Origin of the sequence: Streptomyces sp. NPDC029044, assembly GCF_040637495.1 — a bacterium.
In the GTDB taxonomy this organism is placed as follows: domain Bacteria; phylum Actinomycetota; class Actinomycetes; order Streptomycetales; family Streptomycetaceae; genus Streptomyces.
The window spans coordinates 21,390-35,020 of sequence record NZ_JBEZWN010000053.1; the positions used below are offsets into that span (position 1 = coordinate 21,390).

Below are 13,631 nucleotides of genomic sequence, written 5' to 3' on the forward strand. Positions count from 1 at the left end.
ATATATGTGCGGAATCGTCGGTTACATCGGGAAGCGTGACGTCGCGCCCCTCCTCCTGGAGGGGCTCCAGCGGCTGGAGTACCGCGGCTACGACTCCGCGGGCATCGTCGTCACGTCCCCGAAGGCGTCCGGTCTGAAGATGGTCAAGGCCAAGGGCCGCGTCCGCGACCTGGAAGCCAAGGTCCCGGCCCGCTTCAAGGGCACGACCGGCATCGCCCACACCCGCTGGGCGACCCACGGCGCCCCGTCCGACGTCAACGCCCACCCGCACATGTCGGCCGACAACAAGGTCGCCGTCGTGCACAACGGCATCATCGACAACGCCTCCGACCTGCGCCGCAAGCTGGAGGCGGACGGCGTCGAGTTCCTCTCCGAGACCGACACCGAGGTCCTCACCCACCTCGTCGCCCGCTCGCAGGCGACCAAGCTGGAGGACAAGGTCCGCGAGACCCTCCGGCTCGTCGAGGGCACGTACGGCATCGCCGTCATGCACGCCGACTTCCCCGACCGGATCGTCGTCGCCCGCAACGGCTCCCCGGTCGTCCTCGGCATCGGCGAGAAGGAGATGTTCGTCGCCTCCGACATCGCCGCGCTGGTCGCCCACACCCGCCAGATCGTCACCCTCGACGACGGCGAGATGGCCACCCTCAAGGCCGACGACTTCCGCACCTACACCACGGAGGGCACCCGCACCACGGCGGAGCCCACCACGGTCGAGTGGGAGGCCGCCTCCTACGACATGGGCGGCCACGACACCTACATGCACAAGGAGATCCACGAGCAGGCCGACGCCGTGGACCGCGTGCTGCGCGGCCGCATCGACGACCGCTTCTCCACCGTGCACCTGGGCGGCCTGAACCTGGACGCCCGCGAGGCCCGGCGGATCCGCCGCGTGAAGATCCTCGGCTGCGGCACCTCGTACCACGCGGGCATGATCGGCGCCCAGATGATCGAGGAGCTGGCCCGCATCCCCGCCGACGCCGAGCCGGCCTCGGAGTTCCGCTACCGCAACGCGGTCGTCGACCCCGACACCCTCTACGTCGCGGTCTCCCAGTCGGGCGAGACCTACGACGTGCTGGCCGCCGTGCAGGAGCTCAAGCGCAAGGGCGCGCGCGTCCTGGGCGTGGTGAACGTGGTCGGCTCCGCGATCGCCCGTGAGGCCGACGGCGGCATCTACGTCCACGCGGGCCCCGAGGTCTGCGTCGTCTCCACCAAGTGCTTCACCAACACCACGGTGGCCTTCGCCCTGCTCGCCCTGCACCTGGGCCGCACCCGCGACCTGTCGGTCCGGGACGGCAAGCGGATCATCGAGGGGCTGCGCAAGCTGCCCGCGCAGATCGCCGAGATCATGGAGCACGAGGAGGACGTCAAGAAGCTGGCCCTGGAGTTCGCCGAGGCCCGCTCGATGCTCTTCATCGGCCGCGTCCGGGGCTACCCCGTGGCCCGCGAGGCGTCCCTGAAGCTCAAGGAGGTCTCGTACATCCACGCCGAGGCCTACCCCGCCTCGGAGCTGAAGCACGGCCCGCTGGCCCTGATCGAGCCGGCCCTCCCGACGGTCGCGATCGTCCCCGACGACGACCTCCTGGAGAAGAACCGCGCCGCCATGGAGGAGATCAAGGCCCGCAGCGGCAAGATCCTCGCGGTCGCCCACCAGCACCAGGAGAAGGCCGACGAGACGATCGTCGTCCCGAAGAACGAGGACGAGCTGGACCCGATCCTGATGGGCATCCCGCTCCAGCTCCTCGCGTACCACACCGCGTTGGCCCTCGGCCGCGACATCGACAAGCCGAGGAACCTCGCCAAGTCGGTGACGGTTGAGTAGAGGCCTTCTTTTCAGGGGCGCGGGGAACTGCGCGAGCAACCCCAACGCACCTGCACAGGCCGAACCATGAGGACGGACCCCCACGTGCTGCCACCAAAGCACAGGGGGTCCGTTTTCATCGCCGGGAAGCCGCCCAACTCCCCAGCCGGCGCAGCTAACCGGTGGCCGTCACACCCCGGCCCGCAGCACGCCGCGGAAGCACCGTCGGCCAGTGCGCCAACGCCGCGGTGGCCGCGTACCAGGCCACGGCGCCCGAGGCCACGGCGAACCACCCACCCACCTTGGCGAGTCCGTCGTTGCCGGCGAACTCGGCGATCGCCATGAGCAGCAGGGCCACGAAGAGCAGCCCGTACATCACCTGGCCGAGCTGCTCCCCGCCCGCGAGGGTCAAAGACAGCGCCACCAGGGCGAACAACAACAGGAACAGACCTGCCTCGTTGCCGGTGGCACCCCCCGACACCGCCCAGGTGAACCACAGCGCCCCGAGCACCGAGAACGCCGTACCCCCGACGGAGTCACCCTCGCGCAGGGCCACCAGCCCCGCGACGAAGAGCGCGACTCCGCCCACGTACTGGGCGATTGACACGGCGTCAGCGGCCGTCACACCGTCGATCACGGCGGTGTGCCCCAGCCCGAAGGCCAACAGGGTGATTCCGAGGGCGAGTCGACCGGCCACGGTCGTGATTCCGCTTCCCGCGGAGACGTCTTTGTCCACGGCGGGCTCCCTTCGTGCATGTGCAGTTGTGCGGTGTCCCGTATATGCCCTTCACAAGGGCACAAACACCTCTACGCGTGAGTAGATTTACGCGCTGCACAAAGGGAGTTACCGCTCGGAAGCGTCAGGGGATGACGATGACGGGCCGCTGTGCCCGTTTGGCGAGCCGCCCCGCCACCGAGCCGAAGATGCGCCCCACGATGCCGTGGGTGGAGCCGACGACGATCGCGTCGGCCTCGTACTCCCGGCCGACCTCTTCGAGTTCGTGGCAGATGTCACCGCCGCGCTCGACCAGGATCCAGGGCACCTCGGCGAGGTAGTCCGCACAGGCCAGTTCCAGACCGAGCACCTCGGTGCGGTGGTCCGGCACGTCCACGAACACGGGCGGCTCGCAGCCGGCCCACACGGTGGTCGGCAGCCGGTTGGCGACGTGCACGATGATCAGGCCCGACCCGGAGCGATGGGCCATGCCGATCGCGTACGCCAGGGCGCGCTCGCTGGACGTGGAGCCGTCGAAGCCGACGACGACCCCGTGCTTGAAGGCGGGGTCGCAGGACTGGCGTGGCTCTTCCGCCGCCAGGGGCTCGGCCGCCGTGGGATCGGCGACGGGCCGCTTGCGGTCCGCGGGTTCGAAGAATTCGTGACCGGCCATGGCTGTCTCGGCGTTGTGATCCTTATATGGGGGACAACAGTGTGCGGCGGAGCTGTGTCCGGGAATGGTCTTCCCACCCCCATACCCTCAAGGGTACGGCGGCACGCCTCCTTAGCCCAGATCCCGCTCACCGTGCGTGCGGGTTCCAGGGAGCATGCACGAGGCACCGCCCGTAACGCAATGGTTGCTGCCCTGTACAGGCGGTTTGCACGGGATTCAATGACCGGCGAAGGTGACCGGGACAGCCAGTGACCGACGCAGCCGCCACGCGTTGAACCCCGAGAGCCACGCCACAGGGAGCACGCATGTCCGGACCCCGCCCCGCCGCCGAGGCGGACCGCGCGACCCCGCCGCCGCGGGACACCGCGACGGATGTGGTTCGCTGGGCCGCCTTCAGCTGCCTGCTCGTGCCGGTGGTCCTCCTCGGCTACGGCGCCTCCTTGGCCGGCGCCGCCGGCACGGCCCTCGGGCTGGCGGCCGTCACGGGCGCCTGCCGGGTCCTGCTGCGCCAGTCCGAGCGCGGCGCGGCCCGGCTCGCGGCCGAGGACCGGGCACCCCACCGGGGCCGGCACCACCGCACCGGAACCGGGTCCCACCGTGGCGGACGGCACACCGGAGGAGATACACCGGTCGGCTGACCGGTTTCCGCGCACGCGCACGTCACTTTTCAGCCAACTTCACGCCCCCGCGCATCCCCCACTCCCCCCACCCCCCGGACCCCGTTCGACCTGCACGGAAAGGGCCTCAGGGGGTCTGCGCACCCTACGTGGATTGGCCACTGCGACAAGGCGCACTTCCCTGCACGCCCCACGAGTGCAACGCTTCGTGATCGAATGCTTCACGCCAAGTTGCCAAGTCGACAATGCGCCGAGTGGTGAACCGGCCACTTCGGCACCACGGCACACAGTAGATTCGATCTTGACTGTCTACGGCGGGGGACTCGTGCAGGACCGAGGGGAAACGTGCAGGAGCGACACAACCGAGGAGCCGCGACCACCGAGGGGGGCTTAGCAGTATGAGCCACGACTCCACTGCCGCGCCGGAAGCCACGGCCCGGAAACTTTCCGGGCGACGCCGCAAGGAGATCGTCGCGGTGCTGCTGTTCAGCGGCGGCCCCATCTTCGAGAGTTCCATACCGCTGTCGGTGTTCGGGGTTGACCGCCAGGACGCCGGCGTACCGCGCTACCGACTACTGGTGTGCGGGGGCGAGGACGGTCCGCTACGGACCACCGGAGGACTCGAACTCACCGCACCACATGGCCTGGAAGCGATCTCGCGCGCGGGCACGGTCGTCGTACCGGCCTGGCGTTCGATCACTTCTCCGCCGCCGGAGGAGGCGCTCGACGCGCTGCGCCGCGCCCACGAGGAGGGCGCCCGCATCGTCGGGCTGTGCACCGGCGCCTTCGTCCTCGCGGCGGCGGGCCTGCTGGACGGCCGCCCCGCGACGACCCACTGGATGTACGCACCGACGCTGGCCAAGCGCTACCCGTCGGTGCACGTGGACCCGCGTGAGCTGTTCGTCGACGACGGCGACGTGCTGACGTCGGCGGGCACGGCCGCGGGCATCGACCTGTGCCTGCACATCGTGCGCACGGACCACGGCAACGAGGCGGCCGGGGCTCTGGCCAGGCGGCTCGTCGTGCCGCCGCGCCGCAGCGGCGGGCAGGAGCGCTACCTCGACAGGTCTTTACCGGAGGAGATCGGCGCCGACCCGCTCGCCGAGGTCGTCGCCTGGGCGCTGGAGCACCTCCACGAACAGTTCGACGTGGAGACCCTGGCGGCACGCGCGTACATGAGCCGGCGTACGTTCGACCGCCGCTTCCGCTCACTGACCGGGAGCGCTCCGTTGCAGTGGCTGATCACGCAGCGGGTCCTCCAGGCGCAGCGCCTGCTGGAGACGTCGGACTACTCGGTGGACGAGGTGGCGGGGCGCTGCGGCTTCCGGTCGCCGGTCGCCCTGCGCGGGCACTTCCGCCGCCAGCTGGGCTCGTCCCCGGCCGCGTACCGGGCGGCGTACCGCGCCCGGCGTCCGCAGGGCGAGCGGCCCCAGGAGACCGAGAGCGCTCCGGGCGGCCCCGGCTCCGGCATGCCGGGCCATCCGGGCCACGCCGGGCACCCGGGCCAGCCCGGCCAGGCACCGGCCCCGCTCCACCCGGAGCACCCGGTGCCGCTCCAGTCCCGCCGTACGGCGGCGGCGAGCGCGGTCGGCCAGTCCCCGGCCCTGTCGGCGAGCCTGCCCGGGCAGCGCAGCGCGCCCTGATCCGGTAGCCGGGGCCCGCGAGGAGCACGTCTCCTCGCGGGCCCCTCGGCTTTCCCGGCACGGGCGGCCCGGCCGGGAGCGGCGGGCCGTAAGGTTAGACACATGAACGATCGCATGGTGTGGATCGACTGCGAGATGACCGGCCTCTCGCTGTCGGACGACGCGCTCATCGAGGTGGCCGCCCTCGTGACCGACTCCGAGCTGAACGTGCTCGGTGAGGGCGTGGACATCGTCATCCGGCCGCCGGAGCAGGCGCTGGAGACGATGCCGGACGTGGTGCGTCAGATGCACACGGCCTCCGGGCTGCTCGAAGAGCTGGCCGCCGGGACCACCCTGAAGGACGCCGAGGACCAGGTCCTGACGTACGTGAGGGAGTTCGTCAAGGAGCCGGGCAAGGCCCCGCTGTGCGGCAACTCCGTCGGCACGGACCGCGGCTTCCTGCTGCGCGACATGCCGACGCTGGAGAACTACCTCCACTACCGGATCGTCGACGTGTCGTCGGTCAAGGAGCTGGCGCGCCGCTGGTACCCGCGGGCGTACTTCAACAGCCCGCAGAAGAACGGCAACCACCGTGCGCTCGCCGACATCCGCGAGTCGATCGCGGAGCTGCGGTACTACCGCGAGGCCGTGTTCGTCCCGCAGCCCGGGCCCGATTCGGACACCGCGAAGACGATCGCGGCGAAGCACGTTCTGCCTGCTCAGTAAGGGGACCCGGGGCCCGTCGACGGGGCGCCGCGAAAGCCGGGCGCGAGCACCCCTTCGGACCCTGTACACTTTTTCTCGGCCGGTCAGGGAAGTCACTGACCTCCAAGCCGGTCATGGTGGGTGTAGCTCAGCTGGTAGAGCACCTGGTTGTGGTCCAGGATGCCGCGGGTTCAAGTCCCGTCACTCACCCTGAGTAATCAGCCGGTGGCTTCGCGAAGAAGCCACCGGCTGAAGCTTTTTGCGCGCCTCTCCGGAGCGGCGCGGCGATCTGGCTACCGTCGGCGCCATGGACGGTCGACGCCCGGGATGGCGCGCGTGTGTGCTCAGCGGGGCGGTGTTCGCCGTCTGCATGGCCGGCACCACCCTGCCGACGCCTCTCTACCCCCTCTACCAGGACGAGTTCGGCTTCTCCGAGCTGACGGTCACCGTGGTCTACGCCCTCTATGCCTTCGCCGTGATCGGTGTGCTGCTGCTGGTCGGCAACGCCTCGGACGCCGTGGGCAGGCGACCGGTGCTGCTGTGCGGCCTGGGCTTCGCGGCGCTGAGCGCCGTCTGTTTCCTGTGCGCCACCGGCCTCGGCTGGCTCTACGCGGGGCGGCTGCTGTCGGGGCTGTCCGCCGGGCTGTTCACCGGGGCCGCCACGGCGTACGTGATGGAGCTGGCCCCCGAGGGCGGCACCTCCCGGGCCACGTTCGTGGCGACGGCAGCCAACATGGGCGGGCTGGGCTGCGGCCCCCTGCTTTCGGGGCTTCTCGCCGAGTACGCACCCTGGCCGCTGTATCTGCCGTTCGTCACCCACCTCGCCCTGGTGGCCGCCTCGGCCGCCGTCCTGCTGTGGCTCGCGGAGACGGTCCGCGAACGGCAGCCGCTGCGAGCCGTGCGCCCGCAGCGGCCCGTCCTGCCCCCGCAGGTGCGCGCGGTGTTCGGCCCCGCCGCCACCGCCTCCTTCGTCGGGTTCGCCCTGTTCGGGGTGTTCACCTCGGTCAGCCCGGCCTTCCTCGCGGAGTCCCTGCACGTGGACGACCACGCCGTGAGCGGGCTGATCGTCGCGCTGGCCTTCTTCTCCTCGACGGCCGGGCAACTGGCGGTCGGCCGGGTCGGCGTACGGCGCTCCCTGCCGCTGGGCTGCGCAGGGCTCCTCGCCGGTCTCGCGCTGCTCGCCGGCGCGCTGCGGTGGGACCTGATGTCGCTGCTGGTCGCCAGCGCGCTCGTCGGCGGGGTCGGCCAGGGGCTGGCGTTCCGCGGTGCCCTCGCCGACGTGGCCGCGGCCTCCCCCGGGCACCGCCGCGCCGCCGTGATCTCGACCCTGTTCGTGGTGGCCTACACGGGCATCTCCGTGCCCGTGATCGGCGTCGGCCTGCTGACCGGTCCGATCGGCCTGGAGGGGGCGGGGCTGGTGTTCATCGCCTGCATGGCCGTCCTGGTCGTGACGGCGGCGGTGTACCTGTTGCGACGGCCGGAGCCGGCCCGGGTCTGAGCGCGTGCGATCGTGGGCCCATGCGTGAGCCGGTGGAACGGGTCGACGAGCGGGACCGGGTGCTCGGGGTGGTCGACCGGGACGAGGCGATCCGCAACGGCTGGCCGCACCGCATCGCGACCACGGTGTGCCGTGATCCACTGGGGCGGGTGCTGGTGCATCGCAGGCCGGAGCACGTGTCGAGGTTCCCGGGGCACTACGACTGGCTGATCGGCGGCGCCGTCGAGGTCGGCGAATCGTACGAGGATGCCGCGGCCCGGGAGCTGGCCGAGGAACTGGGCGTCCGGGCGCGGGTGCGGTTCGTCTTCAAGTTCCTCTGCCGGGGGGCGATCAGCCCGTACTGGCTCGCGGTGCACGAGGCCGTCGTCTCCGAGCCCCTCACCCCCGACCCGTCCGCGATCGCCTGGCACGGCTGGATCGGCGCGGCGGAGCTCGGGGAGGCACTCCGGACGAGGCTGTTCGTGCCCGACGGAGTGGAGGCCCTGCGGCGCCACCCGGGCCTCGGCTCACCGGCCGGCGCCGCGTGGCAGCCAACTCCCCCACTGTGCTGAATCATTCGCCCGGACGGGCCGCACGGCCCGGTCCAGCACGGCCAGTTGGTCCGCCGAGCCCCGCCAGGCGCGTTCCTCGGCCCGCGTCCGGGAGGAGGCGATGGCGCGGCTCGGGGCGTCTGACGCCGTGCGGCGTTCGATGCGGGAGCCGCGCCGTCATTCCTCCGGCGCCCGGTAGCGACCCGAGCCCGGCAGGCGGTCCGCCCCCCAGGGCGAACGGGCACGGGCGGTACTCGTCGAGGTCGATCAGCCGGAGGTCACCGGCGTTGACGGGGGAAGGCCCCGTCACGTGCAGGACCGGGGCGACGGGCGCGGAAGCGGGCCAGGGGCGCGGCCGCCGCGGCGGCGCAGGGTCGGGTCGTGGAGGACCTCGCCGGAGTGCCACGGCGTCGCCGTCGCCGGCCCGTCGGAGCGGGCGGCGGGGCGGTGGAGCCGGGCGACGATCGCCGGGTGGCTACCGAGCGGTGGAGGGTCCGGGCCCGGTCGAGCGATCGCCCGGCCGCGGCACGGTCGTCGCCTCCGTCACGAACCGGCGTTCGCCGTTCGCCGGCCGGACCCGTACGACACGCAGCCCGAGCCCTGCTCACGGAAGGCGCGGAACACCCCGGGCCCAACACGACACGCAGCCCGAGCCCTGCTCGCGAAAGGCGCGGCACACGTCACCCGGCGTCCGCGGATGCGGCTCGGGCCGGGGCACCTCGTGGCCTCCGGGAACGGGGGTGCGTCACGACGACGACCGCGACACCAGCTCCGTGGCCAGGACCATCTGCCGGCGTTCCAGGCCCCGGGACGCGAGCGGGCGGCGGTCGGCGACCTCGGTGAGGAGGAGGTCTATCATCCGGCGGCCCATCTCCTCGATCGGCTGGCGGACACTGGTCAGCGGCGGTTCCATGTGGCGGGCGATGGCGGAGTCGTCGTAGCCGACGAGCGCCACGTCCTCGGGGATGCGGCGGCCCGCGTCGCGCAGCGCCCGGCGGGCGCCGGCCGCGGTGACGTCGGAGGCGGCGAAGACCGCGTCGATGCCGGGGTGGCGCTCCAGCAAAGCCGTCATCGCCCGGTACCCGCCCTCCTCGGTGAAGTCCCCCGCCTCGATCAGCCCCTCGTCCACCCCGTGCCCGGCGTCGCTCATGGCCTCGCGGTAGCCGTCGACACGACGCTGGGCGCCGTAGACGTCGAGGCGGCCGGTGATGTGGGCCACCCTCGTCCGGCCCCGGGACAGCAGGTGCTCGACGGCCTGGCGTGCGCCGCCGTAGTTGTCCGAGTCGACCGACGGCAGGGTCTCCGCCGACGAACGCGGGCCGCTGATCACCGCCGGGATCTCCAGCTGGGCCAGCAGGTCGGGCAGCGGGTCGTCCGCGTGCACCGAGACCAGCAGGACGCCGTCCACGCGGTGGGCCGCCAGGTACTGGGCTAGGCGGGCGCGTTCGCGCTCGTTGCCCGCGAAGATCAGCAGCAGCTGCATCTCCGTGTCGGCCAGCGCGGCCCCGACGCCCTTCAGCATGTCCGAGAAGTACGGCTCCGCGAAGAACCGGGTCTCCGGCTCGGGCACGACCAGCGCGATCGCGTCGGTCCGGTTGGCGGCCAGCGCGCGGGCCGCGGTGTTGGGGACGTAGCCGAGCTCCGCGACCGCCGCCTCGACGGCCGCGCGGGTCGCGTCGCTGACCCGGGGCGAGCCGTTGATCACGCGCGAGACGGTGCCGCGGCCGACACCGGCGCGCGCCGCCACCTCTTCGAGGGTGGGCCGGCCACCACTTCGGCCCCGCGCTCCGTGGGTTGCCATGGGCTCCGCCTTCCCGTCCACGCCCGCACTCTGCGACTGGCCTGGAATTTAACAGGCTCGTCAGCCCTGTGATGGCCGCCGAGGGCTCACCGCGCCCCGGCCTTCCGCTTCGGCCGAAGAAGCCGGTACGAGCGGCGTCCGTACCGGCTTGATATCGCTGTCCCGGGCCTCAATCGAACCCGTTCCGGGTCCAGTTAACAGCCCTATAACTGAACGCATCTCTCCGTGTCCGGTCCCTTGACACCCCCGCCGCGACCGGGGACTCTTCAACACATCACCGGTGGGAGCGCTCCCACACTACCTGACACATACACAACCCGCACGTTCCCCGCCCGAGCCTTTCAGCGCGTGAAACGGTCCGACGATGCAGTTGGCCGGGGGGTCGGCACGTCAGGGCAACAGGAGGACGACATGCGAGCACGCATCCGAACCGCCCGCAAGGCGATGGTCGTCGCGGCCGTCGCGTCGCTGGGCGCCGGGCTGCTGGCCGGCTGTGCCGACGACGGCGGAAACGGCGGCTCGGGCTCAGCAGACGGCGACAGCGGCGGCAAGACCAAGATCACCCTGGGACTGTTCGGCACGTTCGGGTTCGAGGAGGCCGGCCTCTACAAGGAGTACGAGAAGCTCCACCCGGACGTCGACATCCAGCAGACGGTCGTCGAGCGGAACGAGAACTACTACCCCACGCTGGTCAACCACCTGACCACCAACAGCGGCCTCCAGGACATCCAGGGCGTCGAAGTCGGCAACATCGCCGAGATCGTCAAGACCCAGTCCGCCAAGCTGCTCGACCTCTCCAAGTACGGCAAGAAGAGCGACTACCTGGACTGGAAGTGGCAGCAGGCCACCACCGAGGACGGTCAGACGATCGGCCTGGGCACGGACGTCGGCCCGATGGCCATCTGCTACCGCAAGGACCTCTTCGAGAAGGCCGGTCTGCCCACCGACCGCGAGGAGGTCGCCAAGCTGTGGGCCGGTGACTGGAACAAGCTGGTCGAGGTCGGCCAGGACTACAAGAAGAAGGCGCCGAAAGGCACCACCTTCCTCGACTCCCCCGGCGGTCTGCTCCAGGCCATCCTCAGCAGTGAGAAGGACCGCTTCTACGACTCCTCCGGCAAGGTCATCTACAAGTCGAACCCGGCCGTGAAGGACGCCTTCGACCTCACCGCCAAGGCGGCCGAGGACGGACTGATCGGAAACCAGACACAGTTCCAGCCCGCCTGGGACACCACGATCGCCAACAGCAAGTTCGCCGCGATGTCCTGCCCGCCGTGGATGCTCGGCTACATCAAGGGCAAGTCGAAGCCGGAGGCCAAGGGCAAGTGGGACGTGGCCGCGTCGCCGAAGTCCGGCAACTGGGGCGGTTCCTTCCTGGCGGTTCCCAAGTCCGGCAAGAACGCCGAGGAAGCCGCGAAGCTGGCCGCCTGGCTGACCGCACCCGAGCAGCAGGCCAAGCTCTTCGCCGTGCAGGGCAGCTTCCCGAGCACCCCGGCCGCCTACGAGTCGGAGGCGGTGAAGAACGCCAAGAACGAGATGACCGGTGACGCGCCGATCGGCACCATCTTCGCCGCTGCCGCCAAGAGCAGCCCGGTGCAGACGATCGGCCCGAAGGACCAGATCATCCAGCAGGGCCTGACGGACAACGGCGTCATCCTCGTCACCCAGGGCAAGTCGCCCGCGGAGGCGTGGAACACGGCCGTCAAGACCATCGACAACAACCTGGACCAGTGACCGGAATGGCAACCAGGCACGACACCGCCGCGCCCCCCGTGAAGGAGGGGGGCGCGGCCCCGGGCCGCCCGCCGGCCGACGCGGAGGCGGCAAGGAAGAAACGCGCCCGGCTCTCCCGCCGCTGGCAGCGCGACATGCGGTGGAGCCCGTACGCGTTCGTCTCGCCGTTCTTCCTGCTCTTCCTCGCGTTCGGCCTGTTCCCGCTGCTCTACACCGGCTGGGCCTCGCTGCACCAGGTGGAGCTGACCGCGCCGACCGACATGAACTGGGTCGGGCTGCGCAACTACACCCGGATCTTCGACGACGACTTCTTCTGGAACGCGGCGAAGAACACCCTGACCATCGGCATCATCTCCACGGTCCCGCAGCTGCTGATGGCCATGGGCCTGGCGCACATCCTCAACTACAAGCTGCGCGGCTCCACCTTCTACCGCGTGGTGATGCTCGCCCCCTACGCCACCTCGATCGCCGCCGCCTCGCTGGTCTTCGTGCTGCTCTTCGGCCGCGACTACGGCATGATCAACTGGGCGCTGAACGCCGTCGGCATCGACCACGTCGACTGGCAGAACGACAAGTGGCCGTCCCAGATCGCCGTGTCCACCATCATCATCTGGCGCTGGACGGGCTACAACGCGCTGATCTACCTGGCCGCGATGCAGGCGATCCCGCAGGACCTGTACGAGTCGGCGGCACTGGACGGAGCCAGCCGCTGGCGGCAGTTCCTCCACGTCACGCTGCCCTCGCTGCGTCCGACGATCCTGTTCACGGTCGTGGTGTCGACCATCGGCGCCTCGCAGGTGTTCGGTGAGCCGCTGCTGTTCGACGCGAACAAGGGCGCCTCCGGCGGATCCCAGCACCAGTTCCAGACGCTCGGCCTCTACCTGTACGAGCAGGGCTGGATCAACCAGCACCTGGGCCGCGCCTCCGCCATCGCCTGGACGATGTTCCTGATCCTCATCGTGATCGGGGTCGTCAACTACGTCATCTCGCGCCGGCTGCGCGCCAGTAGCTAAGGAGAACCGGCCGTGACGACGACTCTGACGAAACCCCCGGCCGACGCGGTCCCCGAGCCGCCGAAGCGGTCTCGTGGCATGAAGGCCGCCCGCGCGGGCGGACAGCTGCACGCCGGCCCGGTGGCGTACGTCATCCTCGCCCTCTTCACCGTCATCTCGCTGTTCCCGCTGGTGTGGACGGCGATCGCCGCCTCGCGCGACAACCAGCGTCTTGCGCAGACCCCGCCGCCGTTCTGGTTCGGCTCCGGTCTCTTCGACAAGCTCGAAGTGGCCTGGACGGACGCCAACCTGGGCGAGGCGTTCTTCAACACCACCCTGGTGGCCGGCATTTCGTCGTTCACCATCGTGTTTCTCTCGACGATCGCCGGATTCGCCTTCGCCAAGCTGCGCTTCAAGGGTCGCGGTGCGGCGATGCTGATCGTGATCGGCACCATGATGGTGCCGCCGCAGCTCAGCATCATCCCGCTGTACATGATGGTCGCCAAGCTCGACTGGACGGACCAGCTCCAGGCGGTGATCTTCCCGTCCCTGGTCAGCGCGTTCGGTGTGTTCTTCATGCGGCAGTACCTGATCCAGGCGCTGCCGGACGAGATCATCGAGGCGGCCCGGGTGGACGGTGCGAGCAGCTGGCGGGTGGTGTGGCACGTGGTGTTCCCGACCGCGCGACCTGCGATGGCCGTCCTGGGCATGCTGATGTTCGTCCAGACCTGGAACGACTTCCTGTGGCCCTTCCTGGTCCTGACCCAGACCGGCAACCCGACCGTGCAGGTCGCGGTCGCGGGCCTGGGCCGCGGCTACACCCCCGACCAGTCCCTGATCATGGCAGGCGCCCTGCTGGGCACACTGCCGCTGCTGCTGGTCTTCGCGATCTTCGGCAAGCAGATCGTGGGCGGCATCATGCAGGGCGCCGTCAAGGGCTGATCTC

At 70.5% G+C, this 13,631-nt stretch carries 12 protein-coding genes and 1 tRNA gene; 10 read left to right on the forward strand and 3 right to left on the reverse strand.

What is annotated here, in order from left to right; translation table 11 throughout:
* Positions 1-4 precede the first annotated feature (4 nt).
* The gene (gene glmS, locus AB0E85_RS30630) at positions 5-1,822 is read left to right on the forward strand and encodes a glutamine--fructose-6-phosphate transaminase (isomerizing) (protein WP_361933891.1); all 1,818 of its coding nucleotides are present in this window, start codon (positions 5-7) and stop codon (positions 1,820-1,822) included.
* Positions 1,823-1,976: 154 nt separating this feature from the next.
* Here the strand turns inward: glmS and AB0E85_RS30635 are convergent, their stop codons facing one another.
* Both AB0E85_RS30635 and AB0E85_RS30640 read right to left on the reverse strand, forming a co-directional pair.
* Positions 1,977-2,537: a GPR1/FUN34/YaaH family transporter gene (locus tag AB0E85_RS30635; protein WP_361933894.1), complete on the reverse strand. Its 561-nt coding sequence runs from the start codon at positions 2,535-2,537 to the stop codon at positions 1,977-1,979.
* A 124-nt stretch (positions 2,538-2,661) separates the two neighbouring features.
* Positions 2,662-3,189 (reverse strand): universal stress protein, encoded by a 528-nt coding sequence (locus tag AB0E85_RS30640; RefSeq protein WP_190899130.1) that lies wholly within the window; start codon positions 3,187-3,189, stop codon positions 2,662-2,664.
* A 305-nt stretch (positions 3,190-3,494) separates the two neighbouring features.
* Here AB0E85_RS30640 and AB0E85_RS30645 point away from each other — a divergent pair, with 305 nt between their 5' ends.
* The 6 genes from AB0E85_RS30645 to AB0E85_RS30670 all read left to right on the forward strand — a co-directional run bounded on the left by AB0E85_RS30645 (position 3,495) and on the right by AB0E85_RS30670 (position 8,182).
* Positions 3,495-3,827: a hypothetical protein gene (locus tag AB0E85_RS30645; protein WP_361933897.1), complete on the forward strand. Its 333-nt coding sequence runs from the start codon at positions 3,495-3,497 to the stop codon at positions 3,825-3,827.
* Between the two features lie 377 nt (positions 3,828-4,204).
* Entirely contained in the window at positions 4,205-5,449 is a 1,245-nt protein-coding gene (locus AB0E85_RS30650; protein WP_361933900.1) for a helix-turn-helix domain-containing protein, read from the forward strand.
* A gap of 102 nt (positions 5,450-5,551) precedes the next feature.
* Complete coding sequence (orn, locus tag AB0E85_RS30655) at positions 5,552-6,154, forward strand: oligoribonuclease (RefSeq protein WP_184558451.1); 603 nt, start codon at positions 5,552-5,554, stop codon at positions 6,152-6,154.
* 116 nt (positions 6,155-6,270) lie between these two features.
* A tRNA-His gene (locus AB0E85_RS30660) sits at positions 6,271-6,343 on the forward strand.
* Positions 6,344-6,440: 97 nt separating this feature from the next.
* Complete coding sequence (locus AB0E85_RS30665) at positions 6,441-7,631, forward strand: MFS transporter (RefSeq protein ID WP_361933903.1); 1,191 nt, start codon at positions 6,441-6,443, stop codon at positions 7,629-7,631.
* A gap of 20 nt (positions 7,632-7,651) precedes the next feature.
* On the forward strand, positions 7,652-8,182 hold the full coding sequence (locus AB0E85_RS30670; protein WP_361933906.1) for an NUDIX domain-containing protein: 531 nt from the start codon (positions 7,652-7,654) through the stop codon (positions 8,180-8,182).
* 724 nt (positions 8,183-8,906) lie between these two features.
* Here AB0E85_RS30670 and AB0E85_RS30675 read toward each other — a convergent pair.
* A complete protein-coding gene (locus tag AB0E85_RS30675) occupies positions 8,907-9,962 on the reverse strand; it encodes a LacI family DNA-binding transcriptional regulator (protein ID WP_361933909.1) in 1,056 nt (351 codons plus the stop codon).
* 411 nt (positions 9,963-10,373) lie between these two features.
* Between AB0E85_RS30675 and AB0E85_RS30680 the strand changes: the two genes are divergently transcribed.
* Genes AB0E85_RS30680 through AB0E85_RS30690 form a run of 3 tightly spaced genes read left to right on the forward strand, consistent with a single transcriptional unit; the run spans position 10,374 to position 13,627 of the window.
* The gene (locus AB0E85_RS30680) at positions 10,374-11,693 is read left to right on the forward strand and encodes an extracellular solute-binding protein (protein ID WP_361933912.1); all 1,320 of its coding nucleotides are present in this window, start codon (positions 10,374-10,376) and stop codon (positions 11,691-11,693) included.
* A gap of 5 nt (positions 11,694-11,698) precedes the next feature.
* Entirely contained in the window at positions 11,699-12,706 is a 1,008-nt protein-coding gene (locus AB0E85_RS30685) for a sugar ABC transporter permease (protein ID WP_361933915.1), read from the forward strand.
* 12 nt (positions 12,707-12,718) lie between these two features.
* Positions 12,719-13,627 (forward strand): carbohydrate ABC transporter permease, encoded by a 909-nt coding sequence (locus AB0E85_RS30690; RefSeq protein WP_361933917.1) that lies wholly within the window; start codon positions 12,719-12,721, stop codon positions 13,625-13,627.
* The last annotated feature ends 4 nt before the right edge of the window (positions 13,628-13,631 follow it).

Excerpts from the sequence above, each read along its gene's own strand:
- glmS (WP_361933891.1), top strand. The coding sequence starts at position 5 with ATGTGCGGAATCGTCGGTTACATCGGGAAGCGTGACGTCGCGCCCCTC.
- AB0E85_RS30640 (WP_190899130.1), bottom strand. The coding sequence starts at position 3,189 with ATGGCCGGTCACGAATTCTTCGAACCCGCGGACCGCAAGCGGCCCGTC.
- AB0E85_RS30645 (WP_361933897.1), top strand. The coding sequence starts at position 3,495 with ATGTCCGGACCCCGCCCCGCCGCCGAGGCGGACCGCGCGACCCCGCCG.
- AB0E85_RS30650 (WP_361933900.1), top strand. The coding sequence starts at position 4,205 with ATGAGCCACGACTCCACTGCCGCGCCGGAAGCCACGGCCCGGAAACTT.
- orn (WP_184558451.1), top strand. The coding sequence starts at position 5,552 with ATGAACGATCGCATGGTGTGGATCGACTGCGAGATGACCGGCCTCTCG.
- AB0E85_RS30665 (WP_361933903.1), top strand. The coding sequence starts at position 6,441 with ATGGACGGTCGACGCCCGGGATGGCGCGCGTGTGTGCTCAGCGGGGCG.
- AB0E85_RS30670 (WP_361933906.1), top strand. The coding sequence starts at position 7,652 with ATGCGTGAGCCGGTGGAACGGGTCGACGAGCGGGACCGGGTGCTCGGG.
- AB0E85_RS30675 (WP_361933909.1), bottom strand. The coding sequence starts at position 9,962 with ATGGCAACCCACGGAGCGCGGGGCCGAAGTGGTGGCCGGCCCACCCTC.
- AB0E85_RS30680 (WP_361933912.1), top strand. The coding sequence starts at position 10,374 with ATGCGAGCACGCATCCGAACCGCCCGCAAGGCGATGGTCGTCGCGGCC.
- AB0E85_RS30685 (WP_361933915.1), top strand. The coding sequence starts at position 11,699 with ATGGCAACCAGGCACGACACCGCCGCGCCCCCCGTGAAGGAGGGGGGC.